Genomic DNA, 15,927 nt, shown 5'->3' with positions numbered 1-15,927 from the left:
GAAAATAGTTTTGGCGAAACAACGTAATTTCCCTCTTTGTAACGTCACTTTTTTACGCTGCTATTATTCCCTGCAAATAACAAATCTAATGACAGAATCAGCCTGTGATTTTGGTGTTATTTACGGGCTTCAAGTTAAAAAGGGTGTGTTAGGGTATGCAGGCAATAGGATGTGACCGGTGTCTTTTTCAGCAGAAAATGGCTTCCGCAGTGCACATTTATCCCTGTTAACGGAAGAAAAAACATGACAATTCAGGCAATTGAGGGAGTCGTCTCCCAGCTGAATGTAACAGCAGCACAGGCAGCAAGCCAGACGAAACCGGTCGTTGATGCACCGGGGTTTGGTGATCACCTGATCTCAGCAGTGAATGAGATCAATACCACCCGCGTTAATTCAGCAAAAAAGGTGGAAGATTTCACACTCGGCAAAGCCGATATTTCCCTTAATGATGTTATGGTGGACATGCAGAAAGCGAGCCTGAGCCTGCAAATGGGTATTCAGGTACGTAATAAACTGGTGGCTGCTTATCAGGAAATTATGTCAATGCCGGTGTAAATATTATTATATGAATGCCCGAAGCTGCGGGCTTTCATATTTAAGTATTCTGCCAATACGGGGTTATTTATTAAAAAAATTCCGGTTATATGTTTTTCAATTACCCCGTTTTTATCTGCATTGTCACAAAAACTTCCCGAATCGCTTTAATCTCACTGCATGTGTGTTTAAATAAATGAATCATAAATACATATTGGTGAAAAAATGAAAAAAATTCTTCCTGTACTGATCGCTGTTTTATTTCTGGCAGGGTGTAAAGTGGATGTTGAAACCACGGTAAATACGGATGACCTGGTCTCTCATGAACACAAACTGGTCGCCGGTAATATCAATGTGGAAGTACCGGCCTGTAATGATTTCGAAGATTCACGGAAAGAATCAAAAAGTCTTATCAGAATTAAAGAGCAGATGCCGGCTGTCTTCTCCGGTGCGGAATACAAGGAATGTTATAAAGAGAAATTTAATTCCTATGCCAGTTTTATCGTTCCTGTCGGGGTCGGGTTTATCGCTGATGATATGAAGGCGGTAAATGCCGGGATTTATATTTTTTCAAATGACGAGCTCTATGCCGGTGTGATGATCACGCCGGAAACGATTAAACGTTTGCAGTCGGCCAAAAAGTCTGCTCCCGGTGATCTGAAACTGCAAATGACGCTGGTGCTGGAAAAAGGTAAATTACCGATCCCGAATATTGCGGCGATGAGTGTGTTCATGACCGGTACGGAAGCGAAAAATAAACCGCTGATTGCGAGCCGTGTGGGTATCGTCGGGAAAGAAGTACGCTTTAAGTTATCTGACGTGTCTAATGCGTTACTTGAGAGCGGCAATATTGCACCGGTATTATACAAAGCAGAGATGCTGGAAAAGTTAGTGGCGAATCTGAAGAAAAATGACTAGCTGCTGTTGCCGTAAAAATAATAAGCCCCGGAGGAGCTTATTATTTTACAGCGGTGCCGAGGATACATTATCTCCGGATAGAACATCAACGGGTTTGATTATTATCATAAACTGATTTTTTCCGCAGCCAGACTATAAAATGCAATAACCCCATTGCACCATGACCAATAATATACGCTTCAATCAGTCCCGTCAGCGTTTTGTGCAGGTTACGTATTTCACCGGCATAAGCTGACCCCGCCGCCCATAATATAAGCCAGGCTGTACCGGATAGCACGACCAGTACCAGTGCACCGAGACCCAGCCCCTGAACGCTGGTTGCCAGACCTCCGGGAGCGGATTCCGGTAATTTCCCGTGCAGCAGGGCGCGGCAGTCTGCCGCTATCTGCGAAAAACAGCCGAAAGCCCACGGATAATAGTGCTTTATTCCCCGCTGATGAAAGCAGAGAGCAATAAACAGGGTACCGGAAACCCAGAATGAAAGACCGGTAATAATATGCATCCAGGTAAAAAATAAGCGATAGCCGCTTGCGGGAATAACGCCGGTGACGGAAACAGACATCCAGTTGCTGATCACAATCTGAAGAATAACGGATATAATGATAATGAAATGCAATATCAATACTGCCGGTGACTGATAAATACGCATAAACTGCCGCAGAGATGAGAATATTATCATTGGTATAACTCCGCCTGTAATAAAGATTAAATAATGTCTGCGTAATTATACTGATAATAGCACCGTTCCGCGGAATAGCGATTTAAATATCACCGGGCAACAGCGGAAAAATTAACCGGGAAACGGGATTACAGAGATATCCTATATTGGTTATTGATGGCGGGTGCATAATCAAAGCGCAATAATATTAACGGTTGCATTGCTCGTTTTCAGGAGCATTCGATGCGTAAAATTCTGTCTGTGTCTGCTGTTGCGTTAGTTTCTGCATTACTGGCAAGCCCTGCATTTGCTGCCAAAACGGATACCTATAATTGTGACGGGCAAAAAATTAAAGTTTCTTTCCCGGATGGCAAAACAGCAGTAATGGTATACAGCGATGAAATTATTGTTCTGAAAGAAGCGGTTGCTGCCAGCGGTGCCCGTTATGTCGGCGAAAATTTCCAGCTTTGGTCAAACGGAAAAAATGAACTGAATCTGGCCAGCATCTCAGAGGATGATGCGGTGAAAGGCAAAGTTGCCGAAGATAAAGGCCGTACCTGTAAATTAGTGAAATAACAAAGATAATTTTTGTTGTACCGGATAAATAAAGAGAGCGGGTTTTCCCGCTCTTTTTGATCTGTTTATTTATGGTTTTTGCGGTAATACGTCCATTCCTCAACCCGCTCACCACCCGGTAAATTACAGTAACCGGTCCAGCCTGATGCCGCTTTAACGATTTCTGTTTTACCGCCGGATTGTTCACAATAAACGGATGCCGGGTTTGCCATACTAATTTTTCCACCTTTCGCCGGTACAGGATCCTTACTCAGTACAGAGATTAACTGATAGCGGATATTCGGTGCATCCGCAGGCGGATTAGGAACATTCGTTGTTTTAACGGACACCCGGTACTGGTATCCCGGCTCATAAGTAAACCCGTCGATGCTCTGATAGAAAAATTCCCACTCTGCATCAGGGGATTCTTTTATTTTCATGCATTTCATCGGCGCAACACCCACGCAATCGGCGAGTTCAGAGTCAATATATAATGTCCTGGTATTCTCTGCTGCCTGGTCTGTCCGTGCATTCTGACTGCATCCTGCCATTAATAAGAAGAGCGGAGCAATAACATAGGCTGATTTCATCAGTTGTCCTTAATGAGTGTGTTAAAGTAGTGTGTTTTTACTCTGTTTTTGACAGCACAAAAATACTATTAGTTCCGTATCGGCGCTTTTTTATCTGTATAAAGAGTACAAATGAAGAGATATAAAACAGTAATGACAAGCGTGATAATACTGGCCGGTTTTTATTTCCGGGTATGGTTGTATACAGTTATCGGAATTGCACTGGTGCAACGGATAAATAATAACCTGCGGGAACCGCCGGTTTCTGCTGAATTCTGGGATTCGTTATACCTGGTCAGTAAATTCCTGGTGGTCATTCTGCTGCTGATATTGTCAGGGGATTTGATCCGTGTTTACCGTAATATCCGGCGGCACCCGGTAATAACTGCACCAGGGCATCGTTTTTGTCTGTCGGCTGCCGCGCTGACGGGAGGAATAATGATTATCCTGCTGACCGTCAGCTATTGGTAGCCGTTCTCCGTATAGCCACAGAATATTGCAGGGTATAACCTGTAACCGGACTTCAGATCCGGTATCTTTGTACAAATTCAGCCGGTTTCAACATGGTAATTGTGAAGTAAAGAGAGAGGATCTACACTATCCGCGGTACGTATTTCTCCTGACGATGCTATTTACAGGTGAGGTTATATGACAGCAATTGATATTTTCTGGGTCGGAATCGGCGGCGGCAGCGGTTCATTACTGCGCTGGTGGGTCGGTAAACTGACAGGCGAACGTTATCACGGCCATTTTCCGCTGGGCACCTTTATTATTAATATCTCGGGTGCTTTTATTATCGGCTTCTTAAGCACGTTATTCGTGATTGACTGGCATGACCGCTTCGGTTCATTCCTGCATGCGGCTGTTCTGACCGGTATTCTCGGCGGTTACACCACTTTCAGCAGTATGCAGCTGGATGCGGCAAAACTGGTGAATTCAAAACAACGAATGCTGGCTTTCGGTTATTTGCTTATCTCTGTTGTGGCGGGTCTGGCTGCTGCCGCACTGGGTGTCTGGCTGGCGGCATGAGGATAACAATATGAATATGGTGATTCTTATTTTTATTGGCGGGGCATTCGGCGCAATCTGCCGTGAATTACTGATGCTTGGTGTGCCGTCTCTGCATGACGGATTTCCGCTTGATATTCTGGCGGCTAATATTATTGCCTCATTCCTGCTGGGAATAACGGCGGCATTATTACAGCGCAACCGGATTAATCAGTATGTCAATGCGCTGGTGGCAACCGGTATTATGGGCGGATTGTCCACATTCAGCAGCTTTGTGTACGGAACATTTGAAATAATGTCATCCCCGGCGTTACTGGGTACCGGAATAACTTATTTGCTGGTCAGTGTGATCGGCGGATTTGCAGCTGTCATGGCGGGGTTATATCTGGGAAATTGTGTGAAACCCGGTGTAAAAAATACCGCTGAATAGCAAAACGTTCCGGCCGGGCAGGGAACGACTGTCCGGCCGGAACAGATCAGGCCATTTTTTCATTATTTTAAGACACCGCGCTGATCAGAAAAACTTATTCTACTGGTTTAACATGAATCGAATAATCCGGGTCAGTGAATTGCCCGTAACTTTTATTAATCACCCGTTGTTGGTCAAGCTGTTTTATTTCTTTACTCAGAAAGTTGAGGTGATCCTGCAAATAAATTTTTGTTACCCGTTCATTTTCAATGATAGCCTGCAGTATTTCCACCAGTTCGCCGGTAACCGGCTGTTCTTTTTCCAGTTCATGAGATAACTGTGTCAGGTGTTCAACTGCACAAACATAATCAGTTTCACGGGCAATCAAATCATCCCATTCACTGTTTCTGGCCAGGGTAACGAGTTCTTCACTCAGTGTCAGTACATGTTGATATATATCGTGTAAATTGATGGTCGTTTGAATACTCACCTGATTATCTTTCATCCACATTTGCCCCGATTTGTTGCCATGTTGCCGCGAGATCGGAGAGCAGTTGATAGACCTCTTTTACGTAGGTCACGTTATTTTCGATATTTGCGTTGAGTAACCGCATAATCATATAGTCATACAGAGAGGCCAGATTATGTGCCAACTCACCGCCGGCATCATAATCCAGAGCCTGTTTCAGGCCATTATCAATAATATTAATCGCTTTCGACAGTTCCTTACCTTTGGCGGCAATATCATTTTGCTCCATAAAGATTTCGCTGCGGCGAAGGGCGCTGAGCGCCCCGTTAAACAAAATCCGGATCAACTGATAAGGCGAGGCATTGGTAATTTCACTTTCAAGATTAACTTGCTGATAAGCCTGATTTGCCTTGCGCTGATACATTATTTTTAACCTAACATTCTGCCGAGTGCTTGTGTGGTGCCACTCAGGGAGTTCATCATTTTGTCCAGATTCTGGAACTGACGGCGATACAGATCCATGGTGTTTTCGATCTGTTTATTGGTTTGTTCGATACGTTTATCGATACCTTTTTTCTTTTTCTCCAGACCGTCGGTGGCGTTATGAATCGTACCTTCACGGCTGTCTAATGTCTTTTTCAGATAATTAAAGTTTTCAGTGGCAAAACCGGTCTCTTTTCCGTCCCCCGCAAAGAACTCTTTAACACTGGAACCATTTTCTTTTAATGCTTTATCCAGAACTTTGTCATCAATCTCCAGGGTACCGTCTAACTTTTGCTTGATACCGAGTTTGCTCATGGTGTTGAGTGTACCGTCACCATTCGGTGTTCTGATTTGCCCGCGGATAGTATTCTGGATACCGCGTACCGTGGAATCACCAATCAGCGGACCATTACTTTTATCCGCCGCCTCACCTTTTTCTGTCTTGGTATATTTGGTCAGATCTTTACAGAGTTTCTGATACTCGTTATAAGCATCCACCCACTCTTTAATTTTCTTTTTGGCCGGTTCAATATCAGAAGAAACAACCAGCGGTTCAGTAATTGGTTTTCCGGCACTGTCTTTTTCAGTGGTTTTTTTCAGTGTCAGTGTCAGACCAAAAAAAGCATCTTTGACTTCGTTAGTCTGTGATTCCTGTTCGATACCATTTACAGTGAACAGTGCGTTTTCCGGTGCGGTCGTCTGCTTCATGCCGCCGTTACTGATAAATTTAACGGTACCGTCGGTTTGTTTTTCTGATTTTCCGCCGATGGCTTTATCCAGATCATCATCGCCGGTAACAGAAATACTGATAGCAGAATTGGTCCCCTGGGTTTTACTGATTAACACCAGGTGGTATTCACCCTGTTTATCTTTTACCACACTAGCAGAGACGCCTTTATCCGCTTTATTTATGGCATCAGCGACTTCAATCGGCGATGTTTTATCGCTGCTCAGTTTTATATCAAAATTCTTTTTCGCATCACTGCCGTCACCGATTTTAATGGAAACAGTTCGTTCAGCGTTGCTGTTACCCATTGATGTCTTACCGTCAGCAACACCTTTTCCGGATAAGGTCTGGTTTTTAGCCAGTCGCTCGATGCTGACATCATACTGACCCGGCTGTGCTTTACCTGTGGTGGACACACCAAAGTATTTATTTTCTTCACTGACTTTGGTGGTACTGATATCACCGTATTTTTTCAGTGCTTCAGAGGCGGATTTTAATTTTTCCAGTGAAGACTGTAACTTTCCGAAAGCACTAATCTGTGCTTCACACGCTGTTTTTTGGGCAGTTAACGGCTCCAGACGGCGCATTTCTGCTTTTTCCAGCATGTCCATTTGCTGATTAAGGTCCATATTTGCGCCGACGCCTAACGATGCTATGCCTGCCATGTACTTCTCCTGAATTTGATTGGTTTTACATAGTTATCGGTTGGCAGCGGAAGAATTTTAGCGTTAACGGCAAAAAATGATGGGCAGAGTTGCGCAGGGAAAGCAGGGTTATTGTCACCATTAAGATAAAGAAACAAAAATGAGCGTCGGGGGCAGCAATTTGATTACAAAACTCACAAAATGCGTTATCCGGATAAATGTGCCTGATATTGATAAAATGGCGACTTTTTGTCTGTAAATAAAGTGAATTATCGCCCGTTAACAGTATTACTCCGCAGCGACGGCAAAAATAACTCACATTATTTCATACAAAAAAAGGAAATATCGTTATGGCACAAGTTATTAATACCAATGTTCTGTCACTGGTTACCCAGAATAATTTAAATCGTTCTCAGGGCGTGTTAGGAACTGCCATTGAACGTCTTTCTTCCGGCGCCCGTATTAACAGTGCAAAGGATGATGCTGCAGGTCAGGCGATTGCCAACCGCTTTACCGCCAATGTGAAAGGTCTGACCCAGGCATCCCGTAATGCAAGTGACGGTATTTCACTGGCGCAGGTAACGGAAGGTGCTATCAATGAAATCAACGATAACATCCAGCGTATTCGTGAGCTGGGTGTGCAGGCCAAAAACAGCACTAACTCGGCAAGCGATATCAACTCTATAAAAGAAGAAGTTGACCAGCGCCTGGCAGAGATTGACCGTATTTCAGAACAAACGCAGTTCAACGGCATCAAAGTTTTATCCGGCGATAAAAAAATGAGTTTCCAGGTTGGTACCAATGATGGTGAAACAATCGATATTGATCTGAAGAAAGTTGACCGTGAGGCGCTGGGTCTGAAAGGTATGGATTTCTCCACACTGAGTGCCGTGTATCGTCAGGAAGGTGCAACGAAAACTGCAGATGAATTTGACGATGGTGCCTCAACGCCAAATAAAGCAGCATCATTTGAATTCTCAGGTGTGACCTGGTCTGCCGCACCGACAGAGCTGAAAGAAGCCAAAGATGAAAACGGCGTTGCAATAAAAGATACCTACCTGGTCACCGGTAAAATAGATGACGGTAAAGGGGGAACGAAAGATGTTACTTATGAAGCAAAAGTAACCGGTGTGGAAAAAGATGCTACCGGTACAGATTATCATGCTAACGTCAGTGTTGATACCAGCCGTGAAATCAAGGTACTGGCAGCAGGTACGAAACCTCCGGCAGATGAAATCCTGAAGACGCTGGATGATGCCCTGGCCAAAGTGGATACTCAGCGCAGCCAGCTGGGTGCATTCCAGAACCGTATGCAGTCCACCATCAATAACCTGAACAACTCTGTTAACAACCTGAGTGCCGCACGCAGTCGTATTCAGGATGCCGATTTTGCCGTTGAAGTTTCTAATATGAGTCGTGGCCAGATTCTGCAGCAGGCGGGAACATCAGTGCTGGCGCAGGCAAACCAGGTACCACAGTCAGTACTGAGCTTACTGCGTTAATCATTATTTCATTATAAATCAGGCAATTCCTCTGTGTTATGGTTTGGCCGGAACCACTGTTCCGGCTTTTTTTATGTCTGAGGAAACCATTTCTGCGACAATTTTCTAAAAATATTTACCAAAAAACCTAAAGTGGTCTCTCAGGGTGCCGATAGTGTTATTGCTGGCGAAAATCAGAAAGCCAAACAGATAAACGCTGTTTATTATTTTCAATAACAAGGACATATATCATGGCACAGGTTATCAATACTAACGTTCTGTCTCTGGTTACTCAGAACAACTTAAACCGTTCACAGGGCGTACTGGGCTCTGCAATCGAGCGTCTGTCTTCTGGCTCCCGCATCAACAGCGCAAAAGACGATGCAGCAGGCCAGGCTATCGCTAACCGCTTCACCGCTAACGTTAAAGGTCTGACTCAGGCTTCCCGTAACGCTAACGACGGTATTTCTATCGCACAGACCGCTGAAGGTGCTGTTAACGAAATCAACGATAACTTACAGCGTATCCGTGAACTGACTGTTCAGGCGAAAAACGGCACTAACTCTGAAAGTGATATCGCGTCTATCCAGGCTGAAGTTAAAGACCGTATGGATGAAATTACCCGTATTTCTGACCAGACTCAGTTTAACGGCATCAAAGTACTGGCAAGTGACAACGAAATGAGCTTCCAGGTTGGTGCAAACGACGGCGAAGTGATCAACCTGAAAATGGACAAAATCAATCTGGAATCACTGAACATTAAAGAATTCAAAGTTCCGGTTCCGGCTAAAGATGTTGTGCTGAAAGGTACAGGTGCAACTGCCACTGAAATTCCGGGTGCGGATATTCTGACAGAAGCTAAGAAAACCAGTGCTGCGTTCACATCGACTGAATTAGATGGTCACAAGCTGTATGAAACCGAATCAGGTTCTATGGTTGCTGAGAAGGGTGGTAAATACTTCGAAGTTAAAGGTTTTGTCGCTGATGGTACTGATGCTAAAATCGCAAACTTGGAAGTGGGTGCTGAAATCAAAGGTCGTGTAGGTACAGCCGAAGGTCTGAAAGGAATGCCTGCTCCGACAGATACAGACAAATCACTGAAAACTCTGGACGATGCATTAACCAAAGTTGACACCTACCGTTCAAAACTGGGTGCATTCCAGAACCGTATGCAGTCTACCATCAACAACCTGAACAACTCTGTTAACAACCTGAGCGCAGCACGCAGCCGTATCCAGGACGCTGACTTCGCAACAGAAGTGTCTAACATGAGCCGTGGTCAGATCCTGCAGCAGGCGGGTACCGCTGTTCTGGCACAGGCAAACCAGGTTCCTCAGGGTGTTCTGAGCCTGTTACGTTAATTTACGTAGTTGCTTTAGCGTATTTAAAAGGTCAGAATATTCTGACCTTTTTTTATAGGTGTTACCCATAACAGAACAAATAATATTCTAACTATTTGTTTTTTTATTCTATTAATGAACGCCTATTTTTCTTTTTGTCATATAAAATAACCGGAATTTTGCAAAATTTATGATAAAAATGAAAGAGAGTATTGCTATTTGTTAATGAGGTGATTTAGGATAAGGCAAATAAGGCGTGATTTACCTCACTACTCACCGGATTGAATTCTTTTCAGGGCACGATAATAAAAGCCTTTCATGAATCTCGAAGGGTGTTTCAGGTTGTGAGTGATTTGTATACCGCCGAAGGTGTTATCAACAAAAATAGCCTGTGGGAGCGTTATTATCCCCTTATCCGGCACGAAGCCCTGAAGTTGCAGGTTAGATTACCGGCAAGCGTTGATATTGACGACTTAATTCAGGCCGGGGGTATCGGCTTGCTGCATGCAGTGGAGCGTTTTGACGCCATGCAGGGTGCCACCTTTGCAACCTATGCGGTACAACGGATCCGCGGGGCAATGCTGGATGAATTGCGGGGAAGAGATTGGGCCCCCCGCAGTGTGCGCCGTCAGGCGCGGGAAATAACCAAAGCCGTGCGTGCGCTCGAACAGTCTCTGGGGCGTGCAGCCGCAGAGCAGGAAATCGCTGATTCGTTACAGATGGATATCGCAGAATACCGTCAGGTCTTAACCGATACCAATAACAGCCAGCTGTTTTCATACGATGAGTGGCACGAAATCCACGGTGAGAGCTGCGAACCCGTCCGTGATGATGATGACGGGGGCAACCCGCTCGGTTTGTTGGTAGACGAGAGTTTGCGTCACCAGGTGGTTGAGGCGATAAAACAACTGCCTGAACGTGAAAAACTGGTTCTGACTCTTTACTATCAGGAAGAGCTGAACCTCAAGGAGATAGGCGCAGTGCTGGAAGTGGGGGAATCCCGCGTCAGCCAGTTACACAGCCAGGCAATCAAAAGGCTGCGGGCGCGCTTAAAATCCATGAAGTAACTTTGACTTTATCTTTGATTTATTTTTATTAGACTAGACTACACAAGGCGCCAGAATATGTCTGTTTCAAAACAAAAGAAACGGCCCGTAAGCCGTTACATTAAAGACTTCAAACACAGTCAGACTCACTGCAGTCATTGTCACAAAACCCTCGATCGCATCTCCCTGGTTTTCAACGGTCAGCTGATCAATAAAGAAGCTATTTCTGAAATGACAGATATGATCGATGACACCACCTGGATGGGATTACAGGACAAATTTGTGGCACTCTGCCGTTTCTGCAGCGAGATCTACTGCAACAGTGCAACCGATTATTTCGATATCATGGCATTCAAACAGTATCTGTTTGAAGAAACGGAAATGAGCCACAGTACCGTGCGCGAATATGTTGTCCGTCTGCGCCGTCTCGATGAACTGCTGTCCTCCAAAGCCTTCCCGGCCACCACAGAATTCTCCACTGAAATTATCCAGGCTCAGCTGAGTGAAGATTTATCTGACTCCGCCCTGAGCAATTACAACATCGCACTGCGCAAGTACGAACAGTATCTTGACTGGCAGGGCAAACACTGATTTATCAGTCAGACCATTTTTTATCAGTAAATGATAAAACAAAGGGAACTCTCGTTCCCTTTTTCCGTTTTAAGACTCCGTGATTATCAGCCGATAGTCATCAGACTGGCGTTTCCGCCTGCCGCTGCGGTATTCACACTGACCGCACGCTCATGCAGTAACAGCATCAGCGGGATCTGTGTATCACCGTGACTGAGCCCGGCAACCGGCACAATTTCACCGCCGCGTGCAGCCACATCCCGGTTTACTGCCTGCAGGAGGTCACTGTCACCATGGAAAATCACACCGTTAAAGACCACACCATCCGCTGACCACTCTTCTGTCAGTGTGATTTGCGCGCGGACGCTGTCCGGCAGAGTGTTATACAGTGAACGGGTATGTTCCGCCGCAGGCCAGAGCTGACGGCAGCCCGCTGCCAGTGTGGCACCCAGTTGCAGCAAAGCATCCTGTTCTGAATCATTCAGGCCGAGAATGGTTCCGCGCGGCAGCAGATAATAACTGTTGCGCTCCCCGGTCGGCCCCGGCAGCAGACGGCAGGTACCGGCCTGTGATAACTCGCCGTAACGGATAACCGCTGTCAGCACATCGTGGCGGCGCTGCGCTTCCAGCCAGGTGAGGAAAGTATCAAACGGCGCCAGTAACTGTGTCCGCAGAGTGACATCCGGCGGATTGAGATCATCCTGTTCTGCCAGAAGGCTGACCACCGAATCATCAGGCTGTTCCGCCAGCAGACGGTGGAGATAAAGCGGGCCGCCTGCCTTCGGACCGGTGCCGGAAAGCCCTTCGCCGCCGAACGGCTGAACACCGACCACCGCACCGACAATGTTGCGGTTGACATAAATATTCCCGGCTTCAATCTGTTGCGTAAGCTGTGCGATAGTTTCATCGATACGGGTATGGATACCGAATGTCAGCCCGTAACCGGCGGCATTAATTTTCTCCGCCAGTTCCGGCAGCGTGTCACGCGGGTAGCGGACCACATGCAGGACAGGGCCGAAAATTTCCCGTGTCAGTTCAGAGACATCATCCAGCTCAATCAGCGTCGGCGGGATAAAGGTGCCGTTAAGAATCGCCGGTGAGCCGGTTTCCATCCCGAAGGCGGACTGATACACCGGTCTGCCTTTACCACGCATCTGCTGAATATGCTGGCGGATACCGTTATGTGCCTCTTCATCAATCACCGGGCCGATATCGGTTGCCAGTATGTCCGGGTTGCCGAGACGACATTCCGCCATCGCGCCTTTCAGCATTTCAATGGTGCGATCGGCCACATCCTCCTGGATGCAGAGCAGACGCAGCGCTGAACAGCGTTGACCCGCACTGTCAAAGGCGGAACTGACCACATCGGTGACCACCTGTTCTGTCAGGGCGGAGGAATCCACGACCATCGCATTCAGGCCGCCGGTTTCGGCGATCAGCGGGATCACGCGGCCTTCGGTACTGAGACGGGCGGCCAGATTGCGCTGTAAAATCTTCGCGACCGCGGTGGAGCCGGTAAACATCACGCCCTGAACACGCGGGTCACACACCAGCTGGTTACCGACTGTTTCACCGTCACCCGGCAGCAGTTGCAGCACCTCACGCGGGACACCGGCGTCATGGAGCAGTGAAACGGCAACAGCTGCCACCAGCGGAGTCTGTTCCGCCGGTTTCGCCAGCACCGGGTTTCCGGCGGCGAGGGCAGCGGCTACCTGACCGGTGAAAATTGCCAGCGGGAAGTTCCACGGGCTGATACAGACCACCGGCCCCAGCGGACGATGCGTATCACCGGCAAAGTGAGTTTTCACCTGAGAGGCGTAATAGTTGAGAAAATCAACGGCTTCACGGACCTCGGCAATCGCGTTGGCAAAGGTCTTACCGGCTTCCCGCACCAGGATCCCGAGCAGCGGCTGCAACTGCTCCTCCATCAGCTGTGCGGCGCGGATAAGGATGTCCGCCCGTTCCTGTGCCGGTGTGGCGAACCAGATCTCCGCTGCACCGGAGGCGGTGGCAAGGGCATGATCCACTTCATCTTCAGTGGCCGGACGAACGTGACCGACAATATCATGATGATTCGCCGGGTTTCTGACCGGCTGCGGCTCTGCCGGTGCGGACGGTGTAAATGTTCCGCCGGTCAGTGGTTCACTGAGCAGATTGTCCCCGGCGTGGCTGAGCAGGGCACTCGACAGTGACGCCAGACGATGCTCGTTACTCAGATCCAGACCGGCGGCATTGACCCGTGTATTGCCGTACAGATTACGCGGCAGCGGGATTTTCGGATGTGGCAGGCCGACAGCACCTTCTTTGGCTGCCATTGCCTGAACCGCGGCAACAGGGTCTTCCACCAGCATCTCCAGCGGAATTGTGCCGTCGGCGATCCGGTTGACAAAGGAGGTATTCGCGCCGTTTTCCAGCAGGCGGCGGACCAGGTAAGCCAGCAGTGTTTCATGAGTGCCGACCGGTGCATACACACGGCACGGCCGGTTCAGCTTGCCGTCCGCCACTTTGCCGACCACCTGCTCATACAGCGGTTCACCCATGCCGTGCAGGCACTGGAACTCATACTGGCCGGGATAATAGTTATTGCCCGCCAGCTGATAAATCGCGGATAAGGTGTGGGCGTTGTGGGTGGCGAACTGCGGATAAATCAGATTCGGTACTGACAGCAGTTTACGGGCACAGGCGAGGTAAGAGATATCCGTATAAACCTTACGGGTATAGACCGGATAACCCTCCAGCCCGTCCACCTGGGCGCGTTTGACTTCGCTGTCCCAGTAAGCGCCTTTCACCAGACGGATCATCAGACGGCGCTGACTGCGCGATGCCAGGTCAATCAGATAATCCACCACGACCGGGCAGCGCTTCTGATAAGCCTGGATAACAAAACCGATGCCGTTCCAGCCCGCCAGCTGCGGATCAAAACAGAGTTTTTCCAGTAAATCGAGGGAGATTTCCAGACGGTCAGCTTCTTCCGCATCAATATTGATACCGATATCATACTGACGCGCCATCACCACCAGATCGCGCAGGATCGGATAAAGTTCGGACATTACACGGTCATACTGCGCGCGGCTGTAGCGCGGGTGCAGGGCGGAGAGTTTGATGGAGATACCCGGCCCTTCATAAATACCGCGTCCGGCGGAGGCTTTGCCGATGGCGTGGATAGCCTGCTGATAAGAGACCAGATAGGCCTGTGCATCTGCGGCTGTCAGTGCGGCCTCGCCCAGCATATCGTATGAATAGCGGAAGCCTTTGGCTTCATTTTTGCGGGCGTTTGCCAGCGCACGGGCGATGGTTTCACCGGTAACAAACTGTTCGCCCATCAGGCGCATTGCCATATCCACGCCTTTGCGTACCAGCGGTTCACCGCTTTTGCCGAGGATGCGGTTCAGTGAGCGGCTCAGTCCCGCTTCATTATGCGTGGCAACCAGTTTTCCGGTGAACAGCAGCCCCCAGGTGGCGGCATTGACAAACATGGATTTGCTCTGGCCGAGATGAGAATTCCAGTCACCGTGGCTGATTTTATCGCGGATCAGCACATCACGGGTGGCTTTATCCGGAATACGCAGCAGTGCTTCCGCCAGGCACATCAGCGCGATCCCCTCCTGGGAGGAGAGGGAGAATTCCTGAAGCAGTCCCTGTACCAGCCCGGCGCGTCCGCTGCTGTTTTTCTGATTACGCAGCTTTTCTGCCAGACCGTAAGCCAGTTTATGGGTGGCCTGTGCGGCATCCGGGGAGAGTTGCGCCTGCGGCAGCAGCATAGCGACCGCTTCCGGCTCCGGAATGCGGTATGCGGATGTGATAGCTGCGCGGGTCACGGATTGCGGCAGGATATCACCGGCAAACTCCAGAAACGGCTGGCAGCTGACCGGCGGCTCAGCCGGTGCGGTGTCATCTTCCTGTGCGGAAGGTGTTCCTGCAGCAGGCAGTGTGCCGTCCGGCAGAGAATCGAGCTGAGCCAGGTAATCAAAAATAGCCTGTCTGATCAGCCAGTGCGGCGTGCGGTCAATTTTTTGCGCTGCGGCTTTGATCCGCTCACGGGTTTCATCATCCAGTCTGACGCCCATTGTGGTACTCACCATGTTCACTCCTCATAAACGGCAACAGGTCATGCGTTGCACATTAATATCTATGAGGTTGCAACTTTGTGCAACATTGTTAAATAAAGAGATGTGCAAAGTGTGAATAATGTCGCTGTTTTATACTGATCTGAGAAAACGATTAAGAAATAAACCGTATTGGTTAAAATAAAATCATTATATAACAATAGTATATTGCTAGTTTTAAGGCGTATAATGATTAAATCAGGTGATTAACCGCATCACTTTCTGATGACATATCCCGTGATAAAAATCACAAATCTTCACTTTAGTATCGTTAATTAATTGTTGTTTTATTGTTGTTGTCGTTACTATCGGGCTGAACACAACTCATCACAGATTTAACAAATAATGATAATTGACGGGGCATTGTCTGTGCAGACCAGGGATGGCTGAGGCGATGTGCAACACAGTAA

16 protein-coding genes are annotated in these 15,927 nt (G+C 47.9%); 10 read left to right on the top strand and 6 right to left on the bottom strand.

Features of this window, described 5'->3' with window-relative positions; translation table 11 throughout:
* Positions 1–243 precede the first annotated feature (243 nt).
* On the top strand, positions 244–555 hold the full coding sequence (gene fliE, locus X965_RS13495) for a flagellar hook-basal body complex protein FliE (protein ID WP_004236811.1): 312 nt from the start codon (positions 244–246) through the stop codon (positions 553–555).
* Between the two features lie 204 nt (positions 556–759).
* Positions 760–1,452 carry a hypothetical protein gene (locus tag X965_RS13490; RefSeq protein ID WP_036418438.1) on the top strand — a complete coding sequence of 231 codons (693 nt, stop codon included), beginning with the start codon at positions 760–762 and terminating at the stop codon, positions 1,450–1,452.
* 85 nt (positions 1,453–1,537) lie between these two features.
* Here X965_RS13490 and X965_RS13485 read toward each other — a convergent pair whose 3' ends face one another.
* Complete coding sequence (locus tag X965_RS13485) at positions 1,538–2,131, bottom strand: cytochrome b/b6 domain-containing protein (protein ID WP_036418435.1); 594 nt, start codon at positions 2,129–2,131, stop codon at positions 1,538–1,540.
* 222 nt (positions 2,132–2,353) lie between these two features.
* Between X965_RS13485 and X965_RS13480 the strand changes: the two genes are divergently transcribed.
* Positions 2,354–2,686, top strand: a complete 333-nt coding sequence (locus X965_RS13480) for an MliC family protein (protein ID WP_036418433.1) — start codon at positions 2,354–2,356, stop codon at positions 2,684–2,686.
* Positions 2,687–2,751: 65 nt separating this feature from the next.
* Here X965_RS13480 and X965_RS13475 read toward each other — a convergent pair whose 3' ends face one another.
* Positions 2,752–3,255, bottom strand: a complete 504-nt coding sequence (locus tag X965_RS13475) for a DUF4377 domain-containing protein (protein ID WP_036418431.1) — start codon at positions 3,253–3,255, stop codon at positions 2,752–2,754.
* Positions 3,256–3,459: 204 nt separating this feature from the next.
* On the opposite strand from X965_RS13475, the gene X965_RS13470 reads away from it, so the two are divergent.
* The 3 genes from X965_RS13470 to X965_RS13460 all read left to right on the top strand — a co-directional run bounded on the left by X965_RS13470 (position 3,460) and on the right by X965_RS13460 (position 4,672).
* A complete protein-coding gene (locus X965_RS13470; RefSeq protein ID WP_225875362.1) occupies positions 3,460–3,705 on the top strand; it encodes a hypothetical protein in 246 nt (81 codons plus the stop codon).
* Positions 3,706–3,882: 177 nt separating this feature from the next.
* The gene (gene crcB, locus X965_RS13465) at positions 3,883–4,263 is read left to right on the top strand and encodes a fluoride efflux transporter CrcB (protein WP_004236805.1); all 381 of its coding nucleotides are present in this window, start codon (positions 3,883–3,885) and stop codon (positions 4,261–4,263) included.
* Between the two features lie 10 nt (positions 4,264–4,273).
* Positions 4,274–4,672: a CrcB family protein gene (locus X965_RS13460; RefSeq protein ID WP_004236804.1), complete on the top strand. Its 399-nt coding sequence runs from the start codon at positions 4,274–4,276 to the stop codon at positions 4,670–4,672.
* 94 nt (positions 4,673–4,766) lie between these two features.
* Here X965_RS13460 and fliT read toward each other — a convergent pair whose 3' ends face one another.
* Genes fliT through fliD form a run of 3 tightly spaced genes read right to left on the bottom strand, consistent with a single transcriptional unit; the run spans position 4,767 to position 6,995 of the window.
* Positions 4,767–5,156 (bottom strand): flagellar protein FliT, encoded by a 390-nt coding sequence (fliT, locus tag X965_RS13455; RefSeq protein WP_004240057.1) that lies wholly within the window; start codon positions 5,154–5,156, stop codon positions 4,767–4,769.
* Positions 5,146–5,544, bottom strand: a complete 399-nt coding sequence (fliS, locus tag X965_RS13450; RefSeq protein WP_004236802.1) for a flagellar export chaperone FliS — start codon at positions 5,542–5,544, stop codon at positions 5,146–5,148. The genes fliT and fliS overlap by 11 nt, the downstream gene beginning before the upstream one ends.
* A 5-nt stretch (positions 5,545–5,549) precedes the next feature.
* A complete protein-coding gene (gene fliD, locus X965_RS13445; protein ID WP_015422629.1) occupies positions 5,550–6,995 on the bottom strand; it encodes a flagellar filament capping protein FliD in 1,446 nt (481 codons plus the stop codon).
* 329 nt (positions 6,996–7,324) lie between these two features.
* Here fliD and X965_RS13440 point away from each other — a divergent pair, with 329 nt between their 5' ends.
* The 4 genes from X965_RS13440 to fliZ all read left to right on the top strand — a co-directional run bounded on the left by X965_RS13440 (position 7,325) and on the right by fliZ (position 11,432).
* Positions 7,325–8,476: a FliC/FljB family flagellin gene (locus X965_RS13440; RefSeq protein WP_036418429.1), complete on the top strand. Its 1,152-nt coding sequence runs from the start codon at positions 7,325–7,327 to the stop codon at positions 8,474–8,476.
* Positions 8,477–8,706: 230 nt separating this feature from the next.
* Positions 8,707–9,816, top strand: a complete 1,110-nt coding sequence (locus X965_RS13435) for a FliC/FljB family flagellin (protein ID WP_036418427.1) — start codon at positions 8,707–8,709, stop codon at positions 9,814–9,816.
* A gap of 323 nt (positions 9,817–10,139) precedes the next feature.
* Positions 10,140–10,862, top strand: coding sequence for an RNA polymerase sigma factor FliA (locus tag X965_RS13430; protein ID WP_004240062.1), 723 nt, complete (start codon positions 10,140–10,142; stop codon positions 10,860–10,862).
* 57 nt (positions 10,863–10,919) lie between these two features.
* Positions 10,920–11,432, top strand: a complete 513-nt coding sequence (gene fliZ, locus X965_RS13425) for a flagella biosynthesis regulatory protein FliZ (protein WP_004236794.1) — start codon at positions 10,920–10,922, stop codon at positions 11,430–11,432.
* 86 nt (positions 11,433–11,518) lie between these two features.
* Here fliZ and putA read toward each other — a convergent pair whose 3' ends face one another.
* Complete coding sequence (putA, locus tag X965_RS13420; protein WP_036418424.1) at positions 11,519–15,493, bottom strand: trifunctional transcriptional regulator/proline dehydrogenase/L-glutamate gamma-semialdehyde dehydrogenase; 3,975 nt, start codon at positions 15,491–15,493, stop codon at positions 11,519–11,521.
* Positions 15,494–15,927: the final 434 nt, after the last annotated feature.

This window comes from Morganella sp. EGD-HP17 (assembly GCF_000512315.2).
Classification (GTDB): Bacteria; Pseudomonadota; Gammaproteobacteria; order Enterobacterales; family Enterobacteriaceae; genus Morganella; species Morganella morganii.
The sequence above is the reverse complement of the archived record's forward strand: the minus strand, read 5'-3'. Positions and strand labels throughout refer to the sequence as shown.